This is a genomic window from Planosporangium spinosum (assembly GCF_049999945.1).
Classification (GTDB): domain Bacteria; phylum Actinomycetota; class Actinomycetes; order Mycobacteriales; family Micromonosporaceae; genus Planosporangium; species Planosporangium spinosum.
Genome location: NZ_JBLYUB010000006.1, coordinates 264,060 through 283,218, shown reverse-complemented (window position 1 = coordinate 283,218; position 19,159 = coordinate 264,060). Strand labels below are relative to the sequence as shown.

At 71.4% G+C, this 19,159-nt stretch carries 18 protein-coding genes; 2 read left to right on the top strand and 16 right to left on the bottom strand.

Annotated features, from left to right (window positions below):
• The first annotated feature begins 163 nt into the window (after positions 1-163).
• Complete coding sequence (locus tag ACNTMW_RS11325) at positions 164-1,360, top strand: arginine deiminase (RefSeq protein ID WP_426633392.1); 1,197 nt, start codon at positions 164-166, stop codon at positions 1,358-1,360.
• A gap of 187 nt (positions 1,361-1,547) precedes the next feature.
• Here the strand turns inward: ACNTMW_RS11325 and ACNTMW_RS11320 are convergent, their stop codons facing one another.
• The 14 genes from ACNTMW_RS11320 to ACNTMW_RS11255 all read right to left on the bottom strand — a co-directional run bounded on the left by ACNTMW_RS11320 (position 1,548) and on the right by ACNTMW_RS11255 (position 16,324).
• A complete protein-coding gene (locus tag ACNTMW_RS11320; RefSeq protein ID WP_426633457.1) occupies positions 1,548-2,477 on the bottom strand; it encodes a DUF5926 family protein in 930 nt (309 codons plus the stop codon).
• Complete coding sequence (locus tag ACNTMW_RS11315; protein ID WP_426633391.1) at positions 2,444-2,938, bottom strand: ATP-binding protein; 495 nt, start codon at positions 2,936-2,938, stop codon at positions 2,444-2,446. Before ACNTMW_RS11315 ends, ACNTMW_RS11320 begins: the two co-directional genes overlap by 34 nt.
• A gap of 34 nt (positions 2,939-2,972) precedes the next feature.
• Positions 2,973-4,247: a sensor histidine kinase gene (locus tag ACNTMW_RS11310; RefSeq protein ID WP_426633390.1), complete on the bottom strand. Its 1,275-nt coding sequence runs from the start codon at positions 4,245-4,247 to the stop codon at positions 2,973-2,975.
• Between the two features lie 22 nt (positions 4,248-4,269).
• Positions 4,270-5,103, bottom strand: coding sequence for a glycerophosphodiester phosphodiesterase (locus ACNTMW_RS11305; RefSeq protein WP_426633456.1), 834 nt, complete (start codon positions 5,101-5,103; stop codon positions 4,270-4,272).
• Between the two features lie 64 nt (positions 5,104-5,167).
• Complete coding sequence (locus ACNTMW_RS11300; RefSeq protein WP_426633389.1) at positions 5,168-5,506, bottom strand: rhodanese-like domain-containing protein; 339 nt, start codon at positions 5,504-5,506, stop codon at positions 5,168-5,170.
• Between the two features lie 59 nt (positions 5,507-5,565).
• Entirely contained in the window at positions 5,566-6,639 is a 1,074-nt protein-coding gene (locus ACNTMW_RS11295; protein WP_426633388.1) for an LCP family protein, read from the bottom strand.
• A gap of 544 nt (positions 6,640-7,183) precedes the next feature.
• Positions 7,184-8,443 carry an LCP family protein gene (locus tag ACNTMW_RS11290; protein WP_426633387.1) on the bottom strand — a complete coding sequence of 420 codons (1,260 nt, stop codon included), beginning with the start codon at positions 8,441-8,443 and terminating at the stop codon, positions 7,184-7,186.
• A gap of 237 nt (positions 8,444-8,680) precedes the next feature.
• Positions 8,681-9,898: an LCP family protein gene (locus tag ACNTMW_RS11285; protein ID WP_426633386.1), complete on the bottom strand. Its 1,218-nt coding sequence runs from the start codon at positions 9,896-9,898 to the stop codon at positions 8,681-8,683.
• 97 nt (positions 9,899-9,995) lie between these two features.
• Positions 9,996-10,970, bottom strand: a complete 975-nt coding sequence (locus ACNTMW_RS11280; RefSeq protein ID WP_426633385.1) for a UDP-glucuronic acid decarboxylase family protein — start codon at positions 10,968-10,970, stop codon at positions 9,996-9,998.
• A 95-nt stretch (positions 10,971-11,065) separates the two neighbouring features.
• On the bottom strand, positions 11,066-12,742 hold the full coding sequence (locus tag ACNTMW_RS11275) for a solute symporter family protein (protein WP_426633384.1): 1,677 nt from the start codon (positions 12,740-12,742) through the stop codon (positions 11,066-11,068).
• Complete coding sequence (locus tag ACNTMW_RS11270; protein ID WP_426633383.1) at positions 12,739-13,116, bottom strand: DUF485 domain-containing protein; 378 nt, start codon at positions 13,114-13,116, stop codon at positions 12,739-12,741. Before ACNTMW_RS11270 ends, ACNTMW_RS11275 begins: the two co-directional genes overlap by 4 nt.
• 241 nt (positions 13,117-13,357) lie before the next feature.
• Positions 13,358-13,873, bottom strand: a complete 516-nt coding sequence (locus tag ACNTMW_RS11265; protein ID WP_426633382.1) for a flavin reductase family protein — start codon at positions 13,871-13,873, stop codon at positions 13,358-13,360.
• A gap of 7 nt (positions 13,874-13,880) precedes the next feature.
• Positions 13,881-15,581 carry an ABC transporter permease gene (locus ACNTMW_RS11260; RefSeq protein ID WP_426633381.1) on the bottom strand — a complete coding sequence of 567 codons (1,701 nt, stop codon included), beginning with the start codon at positions 15,579-15,581 and terminating at the stop codon, positions 13,881-13,883.
• Entirely contained in the window at positions 15,572-16,324 is a 753-nt protein-coding gene (locus ACNTMW_RS11255) for an ABC transporter ATP-binding protein (RefSeq protein ID WP_426633380.1), read from the bottom strand. Before ACNTMW_RS11255 ends, ACNTMW_RS11260 begins: the two co-directional genes overlap by 10 nt.
• Positions 16,325-16,446: 122 nt before the next feature.
• On the opposite strand from ACNTMW_RS11255, the gene ACNTMW_RS11250 reads away from it, so the two are divergent.
• Positions 16,447-17,004, top strand: coding sequence for a Uma2 family endonuclease (locus ACNTMW_RS11250; RefSeq protein WP_426633379.1), 558 nt, complete (start codon positions 16,447-16,449; stop codon positions 17,002-17,004).
• 24 nt (positions 17,005-17,028) lie between these two features.
• On the opposite strand, the gene ACNTMW_RS11245 is transcribed toward ACNTMW_RS11250, so the two are convergent.
• Both ACNTMW_RS11245 and ACNTMW_RS11240 read right to left on the bottom strand, forming a co-directional pair.
• Entirely contained in the window at positions 17,029-18,729 is a 1,701-nt protein-coding gene (locus ACNTMW_RS11245; RefSeq protein ID WP_426633378.1) for a sodium/solute symporter, read from the bottom strand.
• The gene (locus tag ACNTMW_RS11240) at positions 18,726-19,127 is read right to left on the bottom strand and encodes a hypothetical protein (RefSeq protein WP_426633377.1); all 402 of its coding nucleotides are present in this window, start codon (positions 19,125-19,127) and stop codon (positions 18,726-18,728) included. Before ACNTMW_RS11240 ends, ACNTMW_RS11245 begins: the two co-directional genes overlap by 4 nt.
• Between the last annotated feature and the right edge of the window lie 32 nt (positions 19,128-19,159).

The window sequence follows — 19,159 nt, the reverse complement described above, 5'->3', positions numbered from 1 at the left end:
TCGTACCCGCACCGTGCTTGTGTCACTACGTTACGTGTCAACTTACACGATCATCGATGAATGAGTACGAGTGAGTGTGGATGAAAGCCGCATTCACACGAAGATTCAGAATCAGATGGTGCCCAAGTGGCCCATACCGGACTGCTCGATAGGGTGATTGTTCGTGAACCATTACGTCGACAGCGAAGTCGGCCAGTTGGGTACGGTCCTGCTCCACCGGCCCGGTCGCGAACTCGCGCGGCTGACCCCGCGCAACAACGACTCACTGCTCTTCGACGGCATCCCGTGGGTCGGCCGCGCGCAGGAGGAGCACGACCAGTTCGCCGCCGCCCTGCGCGGCCGCGGCGTGGAGGTGCTCTACCTGGCGGACCTGATCACCGAAGTGCTCGGAATTCCGGCCGCCCGGGCCGAACTGACCGAGGCGGTGCTGTCGGACGTCCGACTCGGCGACACGCTGCGCGCGGAGGTCGCCGCGCACCTGTCCGACCTCGACCCGGCCGGCCTGGCCGACGTCCTCATGACCGGGCTGGCCCACGAGGAGCTACGGACCGGCAGCGGCATCGTGTACTCGCTGATGGACCGGCACGACTTCATCATCGACCCGCTGCCCAACCTGCTGTTCACCCGCGACTCGTCGGTCTGGGTGGGCGACGAGGTCGCCGTCACCAGTCTCGCCATGCCGGCCCGGGGCCGGGAAACCACTCTCACCCACGCCATCTACCGCCACCACCCGCGCTTCGCCGGCACCCCGCTGGTGTACGAGCCGGGGCTGGAGCACCTCGAGGGCGGTGACGTGCTGCTGCTGGGACCCGGCGTGCTCGCCGTCGGCGTCGGCGAACGCACCCGGCCGGCCGGCGCCGAGCGGCTGGCCCGCCGCTGCTTCGCCCGCGGCCTCGCACACACCGTCCTGGTCGTCCCGATCGCCCAGGAGCGCGCCACCATGCACCTGGACACCGTGTGCACCATGGTCGACGCCGACGCCGTCGTCATGTACCCCAACATGGCCGACAGCCTCCAGGCCTGGACCGTCACCGCCGGCGAGGGCGACGAACTGCGGATCCACCCGCCGGAGCCGTTCCTCACCGCGGCGGCCAAGGCGCTCGGCATCGACACGCTGCGCGTCATCGACACCGGGCTCGACCCGGTGACCGCCGAACGGGAGCAGTGGGACGACGGTAACAACACGCTCGCCCTGGCGCCCCGGCTGTGCGTGGCGTACGAACGCAACGTGGAGACCAACGCCCAACTGGAACGGGCCGGCATCGAGGTCATCCGGATCAGCGGCTCGGAACTGGGGTCGGGGCGGGGCGGACCGCGGTGCATGTCCGCGCCCGTGAGCCGGGCGCCGGTCAAGCTCTGATAGCCCGCAGCCCCTGTCCGCGGTCGCGGTCGCGGTCGCGGTCGCGGAGCGCCTCAAGATCCGCGCAATGTCGCAGACATTGCTGCTATGGACGAACCGGTAGCAGCAATGTTCGCGACATTGCGCGGATCTTGGGACGCGGAGGCGGAGCGAGGCGCGCAGGGCGGGCGCGGACCCTGAGGATCGCTCAGCGAAGCGTGAACTGGCGGCCCAGCAGGCCCTGGCGCGACCGGCGCTCCGCGGCGGTCAGCGGCTCGCTCACCCCGAGCGCCTCGCCGTACCGCTTGGCGAACTCCGCCACGGGCGCCTCCCAGTCGCCGGCCTCCCGCTCGCCCGGCAGATCCCACACCGGTACGAGCAGACCGTGCGCCCGGAACATGCCGGCGAACTTCGTACCGTCGCCGAGTAGCAGGCCACCGGCCGCGGACAGCCGGGCCAGGGCGTCCAGCGCCGGATCCTCGTCCTCGGTGAGCACCCAGCGCACGTGGGCCCGGTCGGGCATCCGGCACCAGTACGCCGCCGGCGCGGCGGTGAGCTTCACCGTCGGGTAGATGGCGGCGTTGGCCCGCTCCAGCGACGCCTTGACGTTCGGGTCTTCGGTCGCCCCCGGTTCCAGCCAGAACTCGTAGCTGTCATGCAGTGTGATCTCCAGCGGCCCGTCGGCGAGCACGTCCTGCAGCCGGGGACCCTCACCCGGCAGCGCCGGTACGCCGACGGTGGCGCCGGGCTCGGTCTCCAGCGCGTTCAGCACCGCCACCGCGAGGTCACGCGAGACGTCGCCGGACTGCACGTGCCGCTGCAGGCCGATGAAGATCCGGCCGTCCGGCTTGGTCATGGCCGGCCACGCCATCGGCAGCACCGTGGCGAGTGTGATCGGGCGGTCGCCGAACTGCTCCACGAGGTCCGGCGCCAGCCGCAGCGGGGCGGTGGCCGCCGGGACGAGCTCACGGAGGGCGATCCACTCGGCCTCGTCGGCGAGGCCGGCGAACGGGCGGGGGACGAAGATGTCACGCACCTTCTGGCGCTTGGGTGCGTCGGTACGGGTACGCGAGTTCCTGGCACGCTTGCTCACGGCGACCCAGCCTAGGCCCTGCCGGGCGGTACGGCGCGCACCCAGGTCGGTTCACCGGACGCGCCGGCCGGTTCGGCACCGGCCGGGGGCGACACCGAGGCCGCCATCCGGGCCCAGACGCACTGTCCGAGGCCGTCCCGGTCGACTCCCCACCGGTCGGTGAGCGCCGCGACGATCGCCAGGCCGCGGCCGTCCGGCGAGTCGGAGCCGACCCGACGCTCCACCGGCCGGGTCGCGGCACCGCCGTCGGTCACCCGGATCTCGATGTCGCCGCCCGGCTGCAGCCGCCACGCCACCCGCACCACGCCACCGGGCAGCGGTGCGGCGTGCCGGACGGCGTTGCCGACCAGCTCCGCGGTGACCGCGATCGCGTCCGCCAGCATGACCGCCGGTAGCCACCCGGCCAGGCTCGCGGCCAGGCGCCGCCGGGCCAGCCGGGCACCATCGGCGTGGTGCGGCACGACCACGCACCAGGTACGCGCGGCTTCTGCGGCCTGGGTACTCATTCCGGCGCCTCGCTTTGCCACGTCACTCGCCTGCTCATGTCGGACCGCCCGCCGCGTCGGCGCGGGGCAGGCGGATCTCGGCGACGGCACCGCCGCCTGGGCGTGGGCGCAAGCTGACCCACCCCTGTTGGCGCTCGACAATCTTGCGGACAAGGTACAGGCCGAGGCCCACCCCGCCGTATTGTCGCTGATCTCCCCGTTCCAACTGCCAGAAACGATCAAAAGCGCGTTCGGCGTGCTCGGCCCGGATCCCCACGCCGCGGTCGGTGACCCGGATCCAGACCGTGTGCGCGTCCGAACCCGCCGTCAGCTCCACGTCTACCCGATCCGGGGAGTACTTGCACGCGTTCGTCACCAGTTCCGTCAGTACGGTGGCGAAACTGGCCCGGTCGCCGCGCACCTTCGGCAGCGTGTCGGGGAGGTTCACACGCAGGTTGCTGCGCAGGTCCGGACTCAGCTCCAGGGCGGCGTCGCGCAGCACCCGGGCGGGGTCGAAGGGCATCGCGGTCGAGCCGTCGCTGATGCCGGTGACGTCGCTGGCGGCGATCAGCAGACGGTCGATCAGCCGGGCCAGCTCCCGGGCGCGCTGCCACACGGCGTGAACGGCCTCCCGGCGGGTCGGCTCGTCGAGCGAGGCCCACCGCTCGACCAGCGTGTCCGCGTACCCCTTGATCACCGTGACCGGGGTGCGCAGTTCATGACTGGTCATCGCGATGAAGAGGTCACGCCCCTGCTCCCGCTCGTGCCGCCCGGCGGCGGCCGCGTCGGGTCGGCCGTCCGCCGGCCCGTCCGGGTGCACCGGCGGCCCCGCGCTCGCCTGGTACACCGCGGTGGCGACGGTGGCCAGCAGGCGCATCGCGGCGATCTGCCGGGCGTCGGCCCGGCCGTCGGGGTCGGGGAAAGCCGCGTGCAGCGATCCGACCAGCACACCGTCGACCGTGCTGACCGAGGTGAGGACCCGGCCGATGCCCCGGCCACGGAGGTGGTCGGCCCACGGCGGCAACAACTGGTCGACCCGGACCTGCTGGCCGTGCATGGCGACCAGGTCCTGTTCGGCACGCGGCCCGGACAGATCGACCGGTACCCCCATCCCCCAGCTCAGCGAGGTCGTGGCGGCGACGACATGACCGCCGGGCGGGACGTACTCGATGAACACCGCCCCGGTGGCGCCGGTCGCCTCGGCGGCCAGCTCGACGATGAGCTGCAGGACCGACCGGCCCGCCGCACCACGGTTGGTCAACGCGATCAGGTCGGCGAGGCGGTCGAGCAGCGCGACCGGGTCGAGCGGCTGGGTGGGGGAGGCGGCCATGATGCAGAGTGTGCCGGGCCGGTCAGGTCCGCGGTAGGCCCAGCTCGTCCAGGCGCCGCTGCACGAAGGCCGGCCGGTCGCTGATCACGCCGTCGATGCCCAGCTCGACCATCAGGTCCACGTCGGCCGCCTCGTTGACGGTCCACACGTACACCTGGTGGCCACGCTCGTGCAGCCGGACCGCCACCTCTGGGTGGGCGCGCAGCAGGCGTACACCGGGGCCGCCGATGCGGGAGCCGAACGGCAACCGACCCCCGCGCAGCCCCGCCGGCAGCAACTCCATCAGCATCACCGTGGGCAGCCGCGGCGCCAGGCGGCGGGTACGGCGGATGGCGAGCGCGGAGAACGACATCACCGAGACCTCGACGGGGTGCCCGGCGCGTGGCTCGTCCAGCCCGTACCGGCGCAGCGCCTCGATGACCTGTTCCTCCACCGCCGGCCCGTACCGGGTCGGGTGCTTGGTCTCGATCAGCAGCCGGATCGGCCGGTTGGCGTCGTGGACGGTCGCCAGCAGGCGGTCGAGGGTGAGGATCCGGGCCCGGCCGTCGGCCGTGACGTCGTAGACGAGGTCGGCGTCGTCGTCTCCGGGGCCGGGATGCCAGGAACCGAAGTCCAGCTCGTTGAGTTCGGCCAGCGTCCTGGTGCTCACCAGGCCACGGCCGTTGCTGGTGCGCTCCAGTCGCCGGTCGTGCACGCACACGAGCTGGCCGTCCCGGGTCAGCCGGACGTCGCACTCCAGCCCGTCGACGCCCTCCTCGATCGCCCGCAGGTACGCCGCCAGGGTGTGCTCGGGCTCGGCGGCCGACGAGCCACGGTGAGCGAAGACGAGCGGACGGGTCGGTGCGGTACGCCGCACCGACCCGTGCGCCGCGCGCGGGACACGTCGGATCCGGCGCCGGAACGGCAGTTCCGCGGTCACCTCAGGCAACCTGCGGTGCGCTGCCGTCCTCGCTGACCATCGGCCGGCCGGTCCGCGCCCATGCCGCCATGCCACCGTCGAGGTTGCGGACGTTGTCCCGCCCCATCGCCACCAGGTATGCGGTCACCTGTGCCGACCGTCCGCCGGAGCGGCAGACCACGACCACGTCCCGGTCAGCCGGGATCTCGTCCAGCCGGGCCGGCACGGTGTGCATCGGTACGTGGTGTGCGCCGGGAGCGTGGCCCGCGACCCACTCCTCGTCCTCCCGTACATCCAGCAGAAATGCTTCGTCCGACACGTCGGCGGCGGTCACGCCGGGAACCTGGTTACGCCCAAACACGCCGCCAGCTTAGAGGCTGCCCGGACGGCCGGCCGCTGACATCCCGGTACATCCACCATTCAGAGGCTGTTGAGCCAGGTCGGATTGTTCTGTATCCACGTGTCCAGGCTGTCCTCGCGGATCGCCTGGTACAGCGCGGTGGCCTCCTGCTCGTGCGCGATCACGTAGGAGATGCCGCCGATGTCCTGCGGCTCGGATGGGATCTTGATGCCGACGAGCTCGCCGGGGTTGACGCCGCGCAGCGCGTACCCGAGGTCGGCGAGCGCCACGCCGCCGGTGTCGACGGTCAGCGAGGATCCGACCGAACGGATCAACGAGTCCAGCTTGCGCGGGTTGGTCGCCAGGCCCTGTCGGCGCGCCTCGTCGAGCATCGCTCTCAGCAACTGCTGCTGGTGGCGCTGCCGGCCATAGTCGCCGTCCGGGATGCTCTTGCGCTGGCGCGAGTAGTCCAACGCCTGCCACGGCTCCAGGCGCCGGCAGCCGATCTCGTACACCTCCGGCGTGCTCTCGTAGTTGCGGTACGAGCCCTCCGGCCCGTACCACGGGGGCAGGAAGTTGCCGTCCTTGTCGTGGCCGATGTGCTGGGACTCGGTGCGCTCGTCGATGCACATGTCGACGCCGCCGAGCAGGGTCATGACCTTCTCGAAACCGCTGAAGTCGACCACGGCGGCACCGTCGAAGCGGATGCCGATGAGGTCGTGGAGGGTGGCGGACAGCAACTGCACCCCGCCCTCACCACCCCGGCCGTAGTCGAACGCCCCGTTGATCTTCTCGTGGCTGCCCTGGAAGTCCGTCGCGGGGAACGCCGGGATCTGCACCCGCAGGTCGCGCGGGACGGAGATCAGGTACGCGCGGTCCATGGAGGCCGGGACGTGCACGATGATGATCGTGTCGGAGCGCTGGCCGGCCGCCGGGTCGTCGGCCCGCGCGTCGGAGCCGATGAGCAGGTAGTTGAGCGGGCCGGTGAGCCGCACCTGCGGCTGATCCCCGCCGGACCGGGCCTCCGGCGCGATCAGCGTGCCCTTCTTCACGGCGGCGTCGTACCGGTGGGTCAGCACCTCGGTCGTGGTGACGGTGGCACCGGCGGTGACCACCAGGAGCACGCCGAGCAGGACGAGCAGCCGCGCCCACACCGGGTCCCGTCCGGGCAGCTTGCCCGGACGGAAGGGGCGGGCGGCGGCGGGCGGCGCCGGGTCGGCGGGCTCGGACTGACCGGCGGGCTCGGCCGCGCCGGTGGACTCGGACTGACCGGCGGGCTCGGCCGCGCCGGTGGACTCGGATTGACCGGCGGCCCCGGCCGCGCCGGTGGACTCGGACTGACCGGCGGCCCCGGCCGTACCGGCGGATCCGCTCTCGTCGACCCGGTCGGCGCGGTCGGTTAACTCGGCGTCGACCCGGTCGGCGCGGTCGGTTAACTCGGCGTCGACGGCGTTCGACTCGGTCGCCGGCGCCTCCGGCTGGCCGGACGCGCGTCCGGTAGCCGGATGACTGGTTTCAGGTGCGGTGGGCGTCGCGACTCCCCGTGCCGATGCTTGACCCGCATCGGCCCATGTTGATGTAGCCGACCGGCGGGAATGGCTGCCAGTTTACGACACCCCTACCACGGTCCCGGGCCCGAAAGATCCGTTCGCGGGCCCGCGACCGGGGACGTCAATCCGTAAATCCTGGCCATGAACGTCAACCCGTGAATCCGTCCGTGGAGACGAAGGTGGGGTTGTCCACGACGAACCGGTCGAGCGTGTCGTCGGCCAGCGCCCGGAACAGCTGGACGCTCTCCGGTGTCAACTCCTCGGCCTCTTCGTTGCCCAGCTGGACCGTATTGGTCCGGCCGGCATTGGTCTTGATCATTACCGGCTCACTGGTGATCACGTTGCGCACGGTGAACAGCCAGTCCTCCAGGGCGATGCCGTGCCGGTCGACGGTGAACGCCTTCCCCGCGGCATCCATCATCTTGACGAGCTTGACCGGATTGGTCGCCACGCCCTGCTTCTGCGCCTCCTTGAGCATGGCCTTGAGGAACTGCTGCTGGTGGCGCTGGCGGTCGTAGTCGCCGTTCTCCAAGCCGTACCGCTGGCGGGCATAGTCCAGCGCCTGCCAGGGCTCCATCCGCTGACAGCCCTTCTCGTACACGACCGCCTTGCCGCCCTTGCTCGGCGACAGGAAGTTGCCCTTCCGGTCGAAACCGATGTGGTGGGAGACGACCCGCTGGTCGATGCACATGTCCACGCCACCGAGCACGTCGACGAGGGCCTGGAAGCCACCGAAGTCGACGATGGCGCCGCCGTGGAACGTGAGCCCCGGCGCGATGTTCTTCTGGATGGTCAGCGCCAGCAGTTCGAACCCGCCCTCGCGGCCACCCTTGCCCTGACTGCCGAACGCGAACGCGGCGTTGATCTTCTCCCGGCCGCCCCGGTAGCCGGTCTTGTCGTACGCGGGGATCGTCACCACCAGGTCGCGCGGGATCGACACCAGGAACGCCTGGTCGTGCGCGGCGTTGACGTGGGCGATGATGATCGAGTCCGACCGGATCAGGTCCGTACTGTTCGGACGCTGGTCGATACCGACCAGGAGGATGTTCAGCGGCCCGTCGATCGAGACGTGGGTGGCACCCGCGTCACCGAGCAGGTTGCCCTGCTGGATCGCGCTGCCCGCCCGGCCGACGAGAACCTTGACACCGACGATCGTGCCGCCGCTCGCCAGCATGATGAGCGTTCCCACGACCACCAGGAGCCGGGCCCACAGCGGACCACCGGCCCGGCGACCCTTGCGCGGCGCACCGGGCGTGGCCGGTGGGGAGGGCGGCGCGGGCACCGCGGCCGGCGCGGGCACCGCCGGCGACACGGCCCGGGCGGCCGGCGGAGGTACGACCGGCGCGGCTGCAGCGGGCGGCGCGAGCGGCCGGGACGGGACCTCGCCGGTCGGCGCCGGCGGCCCCATGGGCCGACCGTAGGTCGTCGACGACCCCCGAGGCGTGGTCTGCTGCATCCGGTCTCCCGCGCGGCGAACTGAGGGTAGCGATCTTGGCCTATGTGACTGTACGGGTCGTCGGCGGTTTCCGCGACGCATCGAAGGCGGCATCAATACGCATATCAAAGGCGAAAGGGGCATCTCCGCACTCGCGGAGATGCCCCTTTCGGTATCGGCTCAACTCAACGTATTCGGCTTTGATTCAGCTCAACGGCCAGGCTTCGCCGCCGAGGTGCCATTCTGCGCCACCCATTCGGCCACCGTGTCCTCGGCCACGGCCTTGTACAGCGACAGCGCCCGCGGCTTGTCGGAGACGACCACGCTCTCGCCGTTGACCGTGTCCGAGCCGAGGTTCGGGCTGGTCATGAACGTCAGGTCCGCGCTGGTCATGTTGTGGAACGCCCAGGCGGTACTGGCGAGGGAGAAGTCGTTGTCGACCGTCATCGCGTTCGTCACCGACTTCAGGAATGCGTTCAGCTTCAACGGGTTACTCATCGTGCCGGTACTGGTCGCCTTGTCCAGCAGCGCCTTCATGAACTCCTGCTGATGGCGCATCCGGGCGAAGTCGCCGTCGGGGAACTGGTACCGCTGACGCACGTAGTCGAGCGCAGCGGCGCCGTCGAGGTGCTGCATTCCCTTCGTGAACTTCCGGTTCGGCTTGTGGATCGAGGTGATGTCCTGCTCGATATTCATGTCGACCCCACCGAGCGCATCCGTGACCTGCTGGAAGCCGCCGAAGTCGACCAGTACCACGTGGTCGATGTGTACGCCGCTGTAGTTCTCCAGGGTCTGCACCGCCAGCGGTACGCCGCCCCACGCGAACGCCGCATTGATCTTGGCGTTGGTGTCGCCGAAGTCCGGGTTGGTCGGACTCTTCGGGATGTGGACGTACAGGTCACGCGGTAGCGAGATGAGGTACGCCTTCTGGTGAGCGGCGTCGACGTGCAGCAGAATGATGGTGTCGGTACGCCACTGCCCCGGCTTGGCCTTGTTGTCCGGGTCCCGCGAGTCACTGCCGAGCAGCAGGATGTTCTGCGCACCGGCGACAGAACTGGTCGGCCGATCCCCGGAGATCTTCGAGAACGCGTCGGTGCGCTGGAGACCGGAGTCGAGGTTGCGGTAGTACAGGAACGCGCCACCCGCGCCCAGCCCCGCCAGCAGGAGCAGCGCGAGCGCCAGCACGAGCGCGATCCGCCCCCAGCGGGGACGGATCCGGCGCCGGTACGGCGTGCCGCCAGGGCCCTGCGGCGGGCGGCCACCGGGGTCCTGCGGCGGGCGGCCGTCCCGGTACTGCGGTGGAACGGCGCCGTGGCCCACGGCACGGGGAGGGATCTGAGCCCGGCCGGAGCCGCGGTACGCGGAAGGACCGCTGGGTACCGAGGCCCGGCCGCTGGAACTGCCACGGCGGGGGGTCGGGGAGGACATGGCACCAGCCTACGTAGCCCACGCCAGTACGCGCGCAGGCCGATACCGATGGTGACCAGGAACCGGGCCCGCTACCCGCGCCCGGTGAGGCCGCGGGTCAGCCGCGACCGGTGAAGTAGTCGATAGTGCGCCGCAGCCCGTCCTCGGGACCGACGGTCGGCTCGTACCCCAGGAGCGTGCGGGCCCGGGTCAGGTCCGGCCGGCGCTTCTCCGGGTCGTCCGCGGGGCGCGGCACGTACGTGACCTCCGACGCGCTCCCGGTCAGCCGGACGATCGTCTCGGCCAGCTCGCGCATCGTCATCTCGTGCTCCGTGCCGACGTTGACCGGCCCGGTCTCACCCGAGTCGAGCAGCGCGACGATGCCCCGGACGAGGTCGTCGACGTAGCAGACCGAACGGGTCTGCGCGCCGGTACCGTGCACGGTGATCGGCTCCCCGCGCAGCGCCTGCGAGATGAACGTGGGGATCGCACGGCCGTCGTCGGGGCGCATCCGCGGGCCGTACGTGTTGAAGATGCGCACGATGCCGACGCTGAGGCCGTGGCGGCGGTGGTAGGCCATGGTGGCCGCCTCGGAGAAGCGCTTGGCCTCGTCGTACACGCTGCGCACGCCGATCGGGTTGACGTTGCCCCAGTAGGTCTCAGGCTGGGGGTGCACGAGCGGATCGCCGTAGGCCTCCGAAGTGGACGCCATGACGAAGCGGGCACCGTCGGCCACCGCGCGCTCGAGCAGGTTCAGGGTCGCGACCGAGCCGACCCGCAGGATCTCGATCGGGATCTGGGCGAAGTCGGTCGGGCTCGCCGGTGACGCGAAGTGCATGATCGCGTCGAACCGGCTGGCGAGCGCCCCGGCGTCGGCCGGCAGCGGCTCGGTGACGTCCGCCTCGATCAGCGTGAAGCGGGGGTGGTCGGCAAGGTGGGCGACGTTGTCCTTGCTTCCGGTGACGAAGTTGTCGACCGCGACGACCGTCGCGCCCCGCGCCAGCAGCGCGTCCACCAGGTGTGACGGCACGAATCCGGCGCCCCCGGTGACGAGGATCCGATGATCTTGTCCGTACTGTCGCGCATCCGTCATGCCGGAGAGCCTACGCTGAACCGGCCGCGCAGACGCGGCGCGGGGCGGATCATCCGACCCGCCCCGCGCCATCGAACCACTACTTTACGTGACGATCAGTGCGCACCCGCTCCGGTGAGCGACCGGACCTCCATCTCCGCGTACTTCGCCGCGTCGGCCGGCTCCCGCGACAGCACGGTGCCGAGCCAGCCGCACAGGAACCCGACCGGAATCGAGATGAGTCCCGGGTTGGACAGCGGGAACCAGTGCCAGTCGTTGTGCGGGAACATCGCCGTCGGCGAGCCGGAGACCACGGGCGAGAAGAACACCAGCACCACGGCGGAGAGCAACCCGCCGTAGATCGCCGCCGTGGCGCCCGTCGTGGTGAACCGCTTCCAGAACAGCGAGTACAGGATCGCCGGCAGGTTGCCCGAGGCGGCGACCGCGAACGCCAGCGCCACCAGGAACGCGACGTTCAGACTCTGCGCGTAGATCGACAGTCCGATCGACACCGCGCCGATGATGAGCGCCGAGATCCGCGCGACCTGCACCTCCTGGCGCTCCGACGTCTGCCCGTTCTTGAGCACGTTGGCGTAGAAGTCGTGCGCGAGCGACGACGACGACGCCAGCGTCAGGCCGGCCACCACCGCGAGGATCGTGGCGAACGCGACCGCCGCGATGACCGCGAGCATCACCGAACCGCCGGTGGCACCCCCGAGGTACTTCTCGCCGAGGACCTGGGCGAGCTGCGGGGCCGCGGTGTTGCCGGCCTTGTCCTGAGTGGTGATCGCCTTGCCGCCGACCAGCGCCGCCGCGCCGAAGCCCAGCGCGAGGGTCATCAGGTAGAACGCGCCGATCAGCCCGATCGCCCACAGCACGCTCTTGCGGGCGGCCCGGGCGTTGGGCACGGTGTAGAAGCGGGTCAGGATGTGCGGCAGGCCCGCCGTGCCGAGCACCAGTGCGATGCCGAGCGAGAGCAGGTCCATCTTGTTGTAGAAGGTCTGCGCGGCGTCGCCGGGGACCTCCTTGCCGTACCGCAGACCCGGCTCCAGGAACGCGGCGCCCTTGCCGGACTTGGCGGCCGCCTCGCCGAGCAGGCTGGAAAGGTTGAACTTGTACGCGGCGAGCACCAGCAGGGTCATCAGCAGCGCACCCAGCATCAGCATGAACGCCTTGACGATCTGGACGTACGTGGTGCCCTTCATGCCACCGACGACCACGTACACGATCATCAGTACACCGACGAAGACGATCGTGGCGACCTTGGCCGTGTCGGCGTCCATGCCCAGGAAGGTCTGGCCGGGCTTGATACCCAGCAGCAGGGAGACCAGCGCGCCGGCGCCGACCATCTGCGCGAGCAGGTAGAAGATCGACACAGTGATCGTGGAGACCGCAGCGGCGGTCCGGACCGGTCGCTGCCGCATCCGGAATGCCAGTACGTCGGCCATCGTGTACTTGCCGGAGTTCCGCAGCAGCTCCGCGACGAGCAGCAGCGCGACCAGCCACGCGACCAGGAAGCCGATCGAGTACAGGAAGCCGTCGTAGCCGCTGAGCGCGATGATGCCGGCGATGCCGAGGAAGCTGGCCGCCGACATGTAGTCGCCGCCGATCGCCATGCCGTTCTGGAAGCCGCTGAACGAGCGGCCGCCGGCGTAGAAGTCGGCCGCGCTGCGGGTCTGGCGGCTGGCCCAGACCGTGATGCCCAGGGTGATCAGCACGAAGATCACGAAGAGCGTGATCGTGAGGCCACGGGCGTTGCTGCCCGACTCGGCCGCGAGAAGGAGGCGGTTCACGAACGGTTCCCTTCTTCCACGCGCTCCCGGAGGTCCCCGGCCAGCGGGTCGATCCGGCGGTCGGCATACCGGGAGTACAGCCAGGCGATGAGGAACGTCGACACGAACTGCAGCAGCCCGAAGACGAGCGCCACGTTGATGTTGCCGACGATCTTCACGCCCATGAAGTCACGGGCATAGGCCGACAGGATCACGTACAGCGCGTACCAGACGAAGAACGCCGCGGTCATCGGGAACACGAAGCCACGCAGGGCCTTGCGGAGAGTCGCGAACTCGGGGCTCTGCTCGACCGCGAGGTACCCGGCGGCGACCGGGTCCGGTTCCGTCGGCGGGGACTGCGAGGTTGACCGGGGTACCGGTGTCTCGGTGCTCATGTATCAGGTCACCACCTGTCGTGGGGGAACGGTCGGTGGCCGGCGCCCGACGTGAGGACCCGGGCGCCGACCGATGCCCGGACGGTAGAAACCCGAGTGCGGGGTGGTGAAGGTCCCGGGCCGGCGGCGGTACGGCCCTGCGCTAAACGGCGCCTGCGGTGCGCCGAGTAACCGGCGTCACACCGCTGACCGCCGTGCCCGGCGACACCGGATGGCCCCGCGTCGACCGACTCGTGACGGCTCAGGCCAGGTCGCGGTAGCGGCCCCGGTAGTGCACGAGCGGTGCCTCCGCCCCGCCCAGCGCCACCGTCTCGATCGTCGCCTCGACCAGCAGCCCCCAGCCGACCGGCCGCGCGCCGTCGAGCCGGCACCCGGCCAGGGTTTCCCGGCCGGCCGGCACCGGACCGTACCCGCTCTCCCGCCAACCGTCGCCGGCGAACAGGCCGCCGGGGGCCGGCATCAGCCCGGCGAACCGGTCGGCGAGCTGGCGGTCGTCGGACGCCAGGACGGTCACCGCGAACCGTCGGGTGTCCTCGATCGCGGCCCACAGCTCGGACTCCTCGTCGACGACGCCGAGCAGCCGGGCCGGGTCGCCGTCGACGACCAGCGTCGAGGAGACCGTCAGACCGACCGGTGCGCCCCGGCCGTCCCGGGCCGTCCACAGCGTCACCGCCGAGGGCAGCCGGCCACGCAGCCGGCGTACCGGCGAGCGCAGGTGGTCGGGCGTGGCGAACGGGTCGGACGGCGAGATGGTCATGATCGGCCTATCGACGCGGGGTGACGGCGGCCAGGATTTCCGGCCCCCGTTGATCGAGGATGTCACCGGCGAGGCGGGTGCCGGCCAACAGCCCCGCACCGCCCCACACCAGTCCGGCGGCGAGCACCCCGGACCCGGCGACCGGACCGCGCGTGAACACCGCCACCAGCAGCAGCGGGGCCACCAGGACCCCGGACGCGAGCGAACCGGCCAGCGCCAGCATCCCGCGCAGCCCACTGGTGCCGCCGCCGACCGCGAACGGGTTGGTGGAGTCCGGGAACGCGTACGGCGCGAGCACCGACAGCAGCGCGGCGGCGCCGGCCGAGATCCCCAGGGCACCCAGGACCGTGCCGAGGGCCGCCGGAAGTTGCCCGGGCACCCCGGTCAGCACGGCGATCACGACGGTGACCAGTACCAGCACCGGCACCATGAACGCGAGCAGCGCCACCGCCCGGGCCCGCAACTCGACCCGGCCCGGCACCCCGACGAGCAGGTGCAGCGCGTACGCCGAGGCGTCGAGGCCGAACTGGTTGGCCAGCACCATCGCGGCCAGCAGCGCGCTGAACGCGACGGCCAGCGGCAGCGGCGTGCCGCCGTGACCGACCGACGGGCCGGCCCGCAGCGCCACCGGGACGACCACCCCGGCGATCGTCATCGACAGCAGGCTGGCGCGCCGGCGCGGATCACGCCACCAGTACCGCCACTCCCGGGCGACGATCCCGCCGAACCGTCCGGCGCGCGGCCGCCGCAGCGCGGCCGGTACGAGTGCGGCCACCACGCCGACCGTGCGTCCGGCCCGGGCGGACGACCGCCCGCCCGAGGCCACGCCGATCATGGCGGACTCGATCGTGGCGCCCCACCACAGCGCCAGCGCCGCGACCGTCGCGGCGGCGATCGCCAGCCGGGCGAGCGCGTACCCCCACCGGCCGGCGGCGGCGTCGAGGTAGGCGGTGTACGGCGCGGCGAGCGGCGTCCAGGCGAGTACCCGCGCGATCCGGACGGCGCGGTCGAGGTCGCCGTGCGAGATCAACGACGACGCCGCGAGCTGCAGCGGACCGACCGACGACGCGAGCACCGCGAGCAGGATGGCGGCCAGGTCGCGTACCCGCCGGGACCGCAGCATCGACGCGAACGCGCTGGTCAGGGCGCGGCTACCGAGAACACAGGTGAGCAGTCCGAGTACCGCCCCGGCGAACGCGACACCGGCCGCCGCCGCGCCGTGCCCGATCCCCGCACCGGCGACCAGCCCGAGCAGCGCCAGCGCGGACGCGACCGCCGGTACGCCGACACAGGCGGCCGCCAGCATCCCGCGCAGCAGGGTGCCCCGCGGGATCGGCAGCAGCGCGAACCGCGCCGGGTCGATCGTCTCGTCGACTCCGAAGAACAGCATCGGCAGCAGCAGCCAGCCGAGCGTCAGCGCGGCACCCGCGAACGCCACGACGAGCGGGCCGATCCGACCATCGGCCGCGGCCGCGCCGGTGAACAGTGCGAAGCCGCCGACGGCACTGCCCACCGCGACGAGGACGCCGACGACGAACAGCACCATCCGCCAGGTCTGGCCGCGCAGGCCGTTGCCGGTCAGCCGCAGCTTCAACCGTACGAAGTGGAGTGCGCGGACCGGTCGGGCGGCCGGGCCGCCCGCGCGTGTGTCCGGTGTGGCGGGACCACCGGCCGGCGGGTTACCGTCGGACGGCGCTGCTACAGCCACGACAGCTCCGCCCCGGTCGCCACCCGCCCGCCCACCACGCTCACGAACACGTCCTCCAGGCGGCGGCCCTGCCGGACCGCGTCCAGGGTGCCGTCGACCCTGATCTGCCCGCCGGCGAGGATCGCGACGTGGCTGCACAGTCGCTCCACGACCTCCATCACGTGGCTGGAGAAGACGACCGTGCCGCCGCCGGCGACGTAGCGGTGCAGGATGTCGCGGATGAGCGCCGCCGACACCGGGTCGACCGCCTCGAACGGCTCGTCGAGGACGAGCAACCGCGGCGCGTGCAGCAGCGCGCAGGCCAGCCCGATCTTCTTCTTCATACCCGCCGAGTAGTCGACGACGAGGGTGCCACCGGCACTGGCGAGGCCGAGCACGTCGAGCAGTTCGGCGGCGCGCGCCTCCACCGTCTCGGTCGGCATGCCGCGCAGCAGGCCCACGTAGGCGAGCAGCTCACCGCCGGAGAGCCGGTCGAACATGCGCACCGAGTCGGGCATGGCGCCGAGCAGCCGCTTGGCCTCGACCGGGTCGGACCAGACGTCGTGGCCGAGCACCGAGACCGTACCGGCGTCCGGGCGGAGCAGCCCGACGGCCATGGACAGGGTGGTGGTCTTGCCCGCGCCGTTCGGGCCGAGCAGTCCGTAGAACGAGCCGGTCGGTACGTCGAGGTCGACCCCACCCACGGCGGTGAGCCCGTCGAACCGCTTGACGAGCCCCCGCAGGACGAGCGCATTTCCGGTCACCGCTCGACGGTATCCCGGTCGCGCACGTCGCGTCGTCAATAGGCCGTCGCCGGCTGTGGACACGTACAGTGGCCTGTGGACAACCGCTGGAACTGTCGGGCGCTCCGTGAAGGATGGGGGTCGTGACCGTGACCGAATCCCTCCGGCCCCCGACCGCCGGCTGGACCGTCGACGACCTCTACCGACTTCCGGACACGGGCGTGCGCTACGAGCTGTTCGACGGGAGTCTCCTGGTGACTCCAGCGCCGGCACTGCGTCATGTCCGCGCCGTCAATCGACTTCGTGATCTGCTGTCGGCCCGTGCGCCGCACGATATCGCGGTCGTGCAGGACGCCGGGGTGACCATCCACGGCCGCCGCACCTACTTCATCCCCGACATCTGCGTGGTCCGCACCGTGGCGCTGGACAAGGACGCCGACCAACTCGACCAGGACGACGTCCTGCTCGCCGTCGAGGTGCTGTCGCCGTCCAACCCGGGCAACGACCTGGTGCTCAAGCGGCACTACTACGCGGCCGGCGGCATCCCGCAGTACTGGGTGGTCGACCCCGATGCGCGCCGGCTGACCGTGCTCACGCTCGACGGCGACACCTACGCCGAGCAGGCCGTCGTCGAGCCCGGACAGGTGTGGCGGTCGGCGGAGCCGTTCGACCTGTCGGTGGATCCGGCCGACGTCGTGTGAACCGGTCTCCGGGGCGGTCCGGTACTACAGCCTCAACGTCTCGGGGGCGTGCAGCCGCAGCATCGTCGCGCCGACGCTCGACGGGACCCGTCCCCGGGTCAGCAGCGACACCACGACCATGACCGTGAAGGCCAGCGACACGGTCCACGCCGCCGGCTGGGCGAGCAGCGCGGCCGGCCAGTCGTCACCGGGCGCCCCGACGAACACCGTGAACAGCACCGCGCCGACCGCGGCGCCACCCCCCACCACGATGCCGGCCGCGGCTCCGGCCGCGGTGAGCCCGCGCCACCAGATGCCGAGCACGAGCAGCGGGCAGAAGCTCGACGCCGCGACGGCGAACGCCAACCCGACGACCTGCGAGACGTCGAGGTCGGACACCCGCAACGCCAGGACCAGCGGTACCGCCCCGGCGACGATCGCCGCCCGGCGGAAGTCCCGTACCGATCCCCGCCCGAGCACGTCGGTCGACAGGACTCCGGCGACCGACGTCAGCAGCCCCGACGACGTCGACAGGAACGCGGCGAACGCTCCCGCCGCCACCAGGGAGCCCAGGAACTGACCGACCAGGCCGGAGCCGAGCGCCGCGCCGGGCAGGAGCAGCACCACCGCGTCGGTCTCCCCAGTCAGCAACAGGTGCGGCACGTAGATCCGTCCGAGCACGCCGTAGAGGGTCGGCATCAGGTAGAACAGCCCCACCAACGCGAGCACCACGAGCGTGGTCCGCCGGGCGGCGGCGCCGTCGCGGTTGGTGTAGAAGCGTACGAGTACGTGCGGCAGCCCCATCGTGCCCAGGAACGTCGCCAGGATCAGCGAGTACGTGGCGAACAGCCCGTGGCCGCCGGAGCCGCCGGGCAACAGCCAGGCCAACCCCGAGTCACTGTCGACCCCGCCGACCTTCGGCACCGGGACCCCCTGCGGGAAGCGCAGGGTGCCGCCGGCGCCGACGGTGTGGTCGCCGGTACCGACGGTCACCGTGCCGGCGGTGCGCTCACCGTCGAGTTCACCGCGTACCTCGACGGTCGTCGCCTCGGTGAGGGTGAGCACCGCGGGATGCCGGAACTCGACGGTGGTCGGGCGGGTGAAGCTGACGGTCTCCGATCCGAGCGCCGGGCGGCCGTCCTGCTGCCACTGCAGCACCAGGAAGAACACGGGTACGGCCAGCGCGGTCAACTTCAGCCAGTACTGGAACGCCTGCACGAACGTGATCGCCCGCATCCCGCCGAGCGCGACGTTCAGCGTGACCACCCCGCCGACGAGGATCGCACCGAGGGCGTACGGGCCACCGGTGACCGTGCGGAGCGTCAGACCCGCCCCCTGCAACTGGGGCACCAGGTAGAACCAGCCGATGAACAGCACGAACACGGTCGCGAGCTTGCGCAGCGGGCGGGAGCCGAGCCGCACCTCGCAGAAGTCGGGCAGGGTGAAGGCGCCGGACCGGCGCAGCGGTGCCGCCACGAACAGCAGCAGGGCGAGGTAGCCGGCGGCGAAGCCGACCGGGTACCACAGCACGTCGACGCCGTGCTTGAGCACCAGGCCGGCGACGCCGAGGAAGCTCGCCGCCGACAGGTACTCCCCGCCGATCGCCGCCGCGTTCCAGGTGGGGCTGACCATCCGGGAGGCCACCAGGAAGTCCGACGTGGTACGGGCCAGGCGCAGCCCGTACGCGCCGATGCCGACGGTGACCAGGGTGACCGCGACGACGGTCGGCAGGGCGTACGGGTTCACTTCTCCGGCCGTTCGACCAGTTCGGCGAAGTCGCGTTCGGTGCGCTCGGCGAGGTGCACGTACGCCCAGCCGACGGTGGCCAGGAACGGGTACGCCACCAGCCCGAGCAGCAGCCACGGCAGGGCCACCCCGAACGGCCTCGCCCGGGCCACCGACGGCGCGACCGCGAACAGCAGCGGCAGCCCGCCGAGCCCGACCGCCACGACCGCGGCGAGCCGCAGGGCGAGCGCGAGCTGGGTGCGGACCAGGCCCCGCACCAGTGCCTCCCCGATCTGGCTCTGCTCCTCCAGCTCGATCCGGGTGTGCCCGGGGGTTCTGGCACGGGCCACCTCGGCCAGCACGACCCGGACCCGTTTCTCAGGCCCCGCCGGGCCGGGCTGCGTCGGTGCGGTTGCCATGCGGGGAGTCTGCCCGACCCGATCATGATCGT

Coding starts and splice junctions, on each gene's coding strand:
- ACNTMW_RS11315 (WP_426633391.1), bottom strand. CDS start 2,938: ATGAGTACCCAGGCCGCAGAAGCCGCGCGTACCTGGTGCGTGGTCGTG.
- ACNTMW_RS11310 (WP_426633390.1), bottom strand. CDS start 4,247: ATGGCCGCCTCCCCCACCCAGCCGCTCGACCCGGTCGCGCTGCTCGAC.
- ACNTMW_RS11290 (WP_426633387.1), bottom strand. CDS start 8,443: ATGGGGCCGCCGGCGCCGACCGGCGAGGTCCCGTCCCGGCCGCTCGCG.
- ACNTMW_RS11285 (WP_426633386.1), bottom strand. CDS start 9,898: ATGTCCTCCCCGACCCCCCGCCGTGGCAGTTCCAGCGGCCGGGCCTCG.
- ACNTMW_RS11280 (WP_426633385.1), bottom strand. CDS start 10,970: ATGACGGATGCGCGACAGTACGGACAAGATCATCGGATCCTCGTCACC.
- ACNTMW_RS11270 (WP_426633383.1), bottom strand. CDS start 13,116: ATGAGCACCGAGACACCGGTACCCCGGTCAACCTCGCAGTCCCCGCCG.
- ACNTMW_RS11265 (WP_426633382.1), bottom strand. CDS start 13,873: ATGACCATCTCGCCGTCCGACCCGTTCGCCACGCCCGACCACCTGCGC.
- ACNTMW_RS11240 (WP_426633377.1), bottom strand. CDS start 19,127: ATGGCAACCGCACCGACGCAGCCCGGCCCGGCGGGGCCTGAGAAACGG.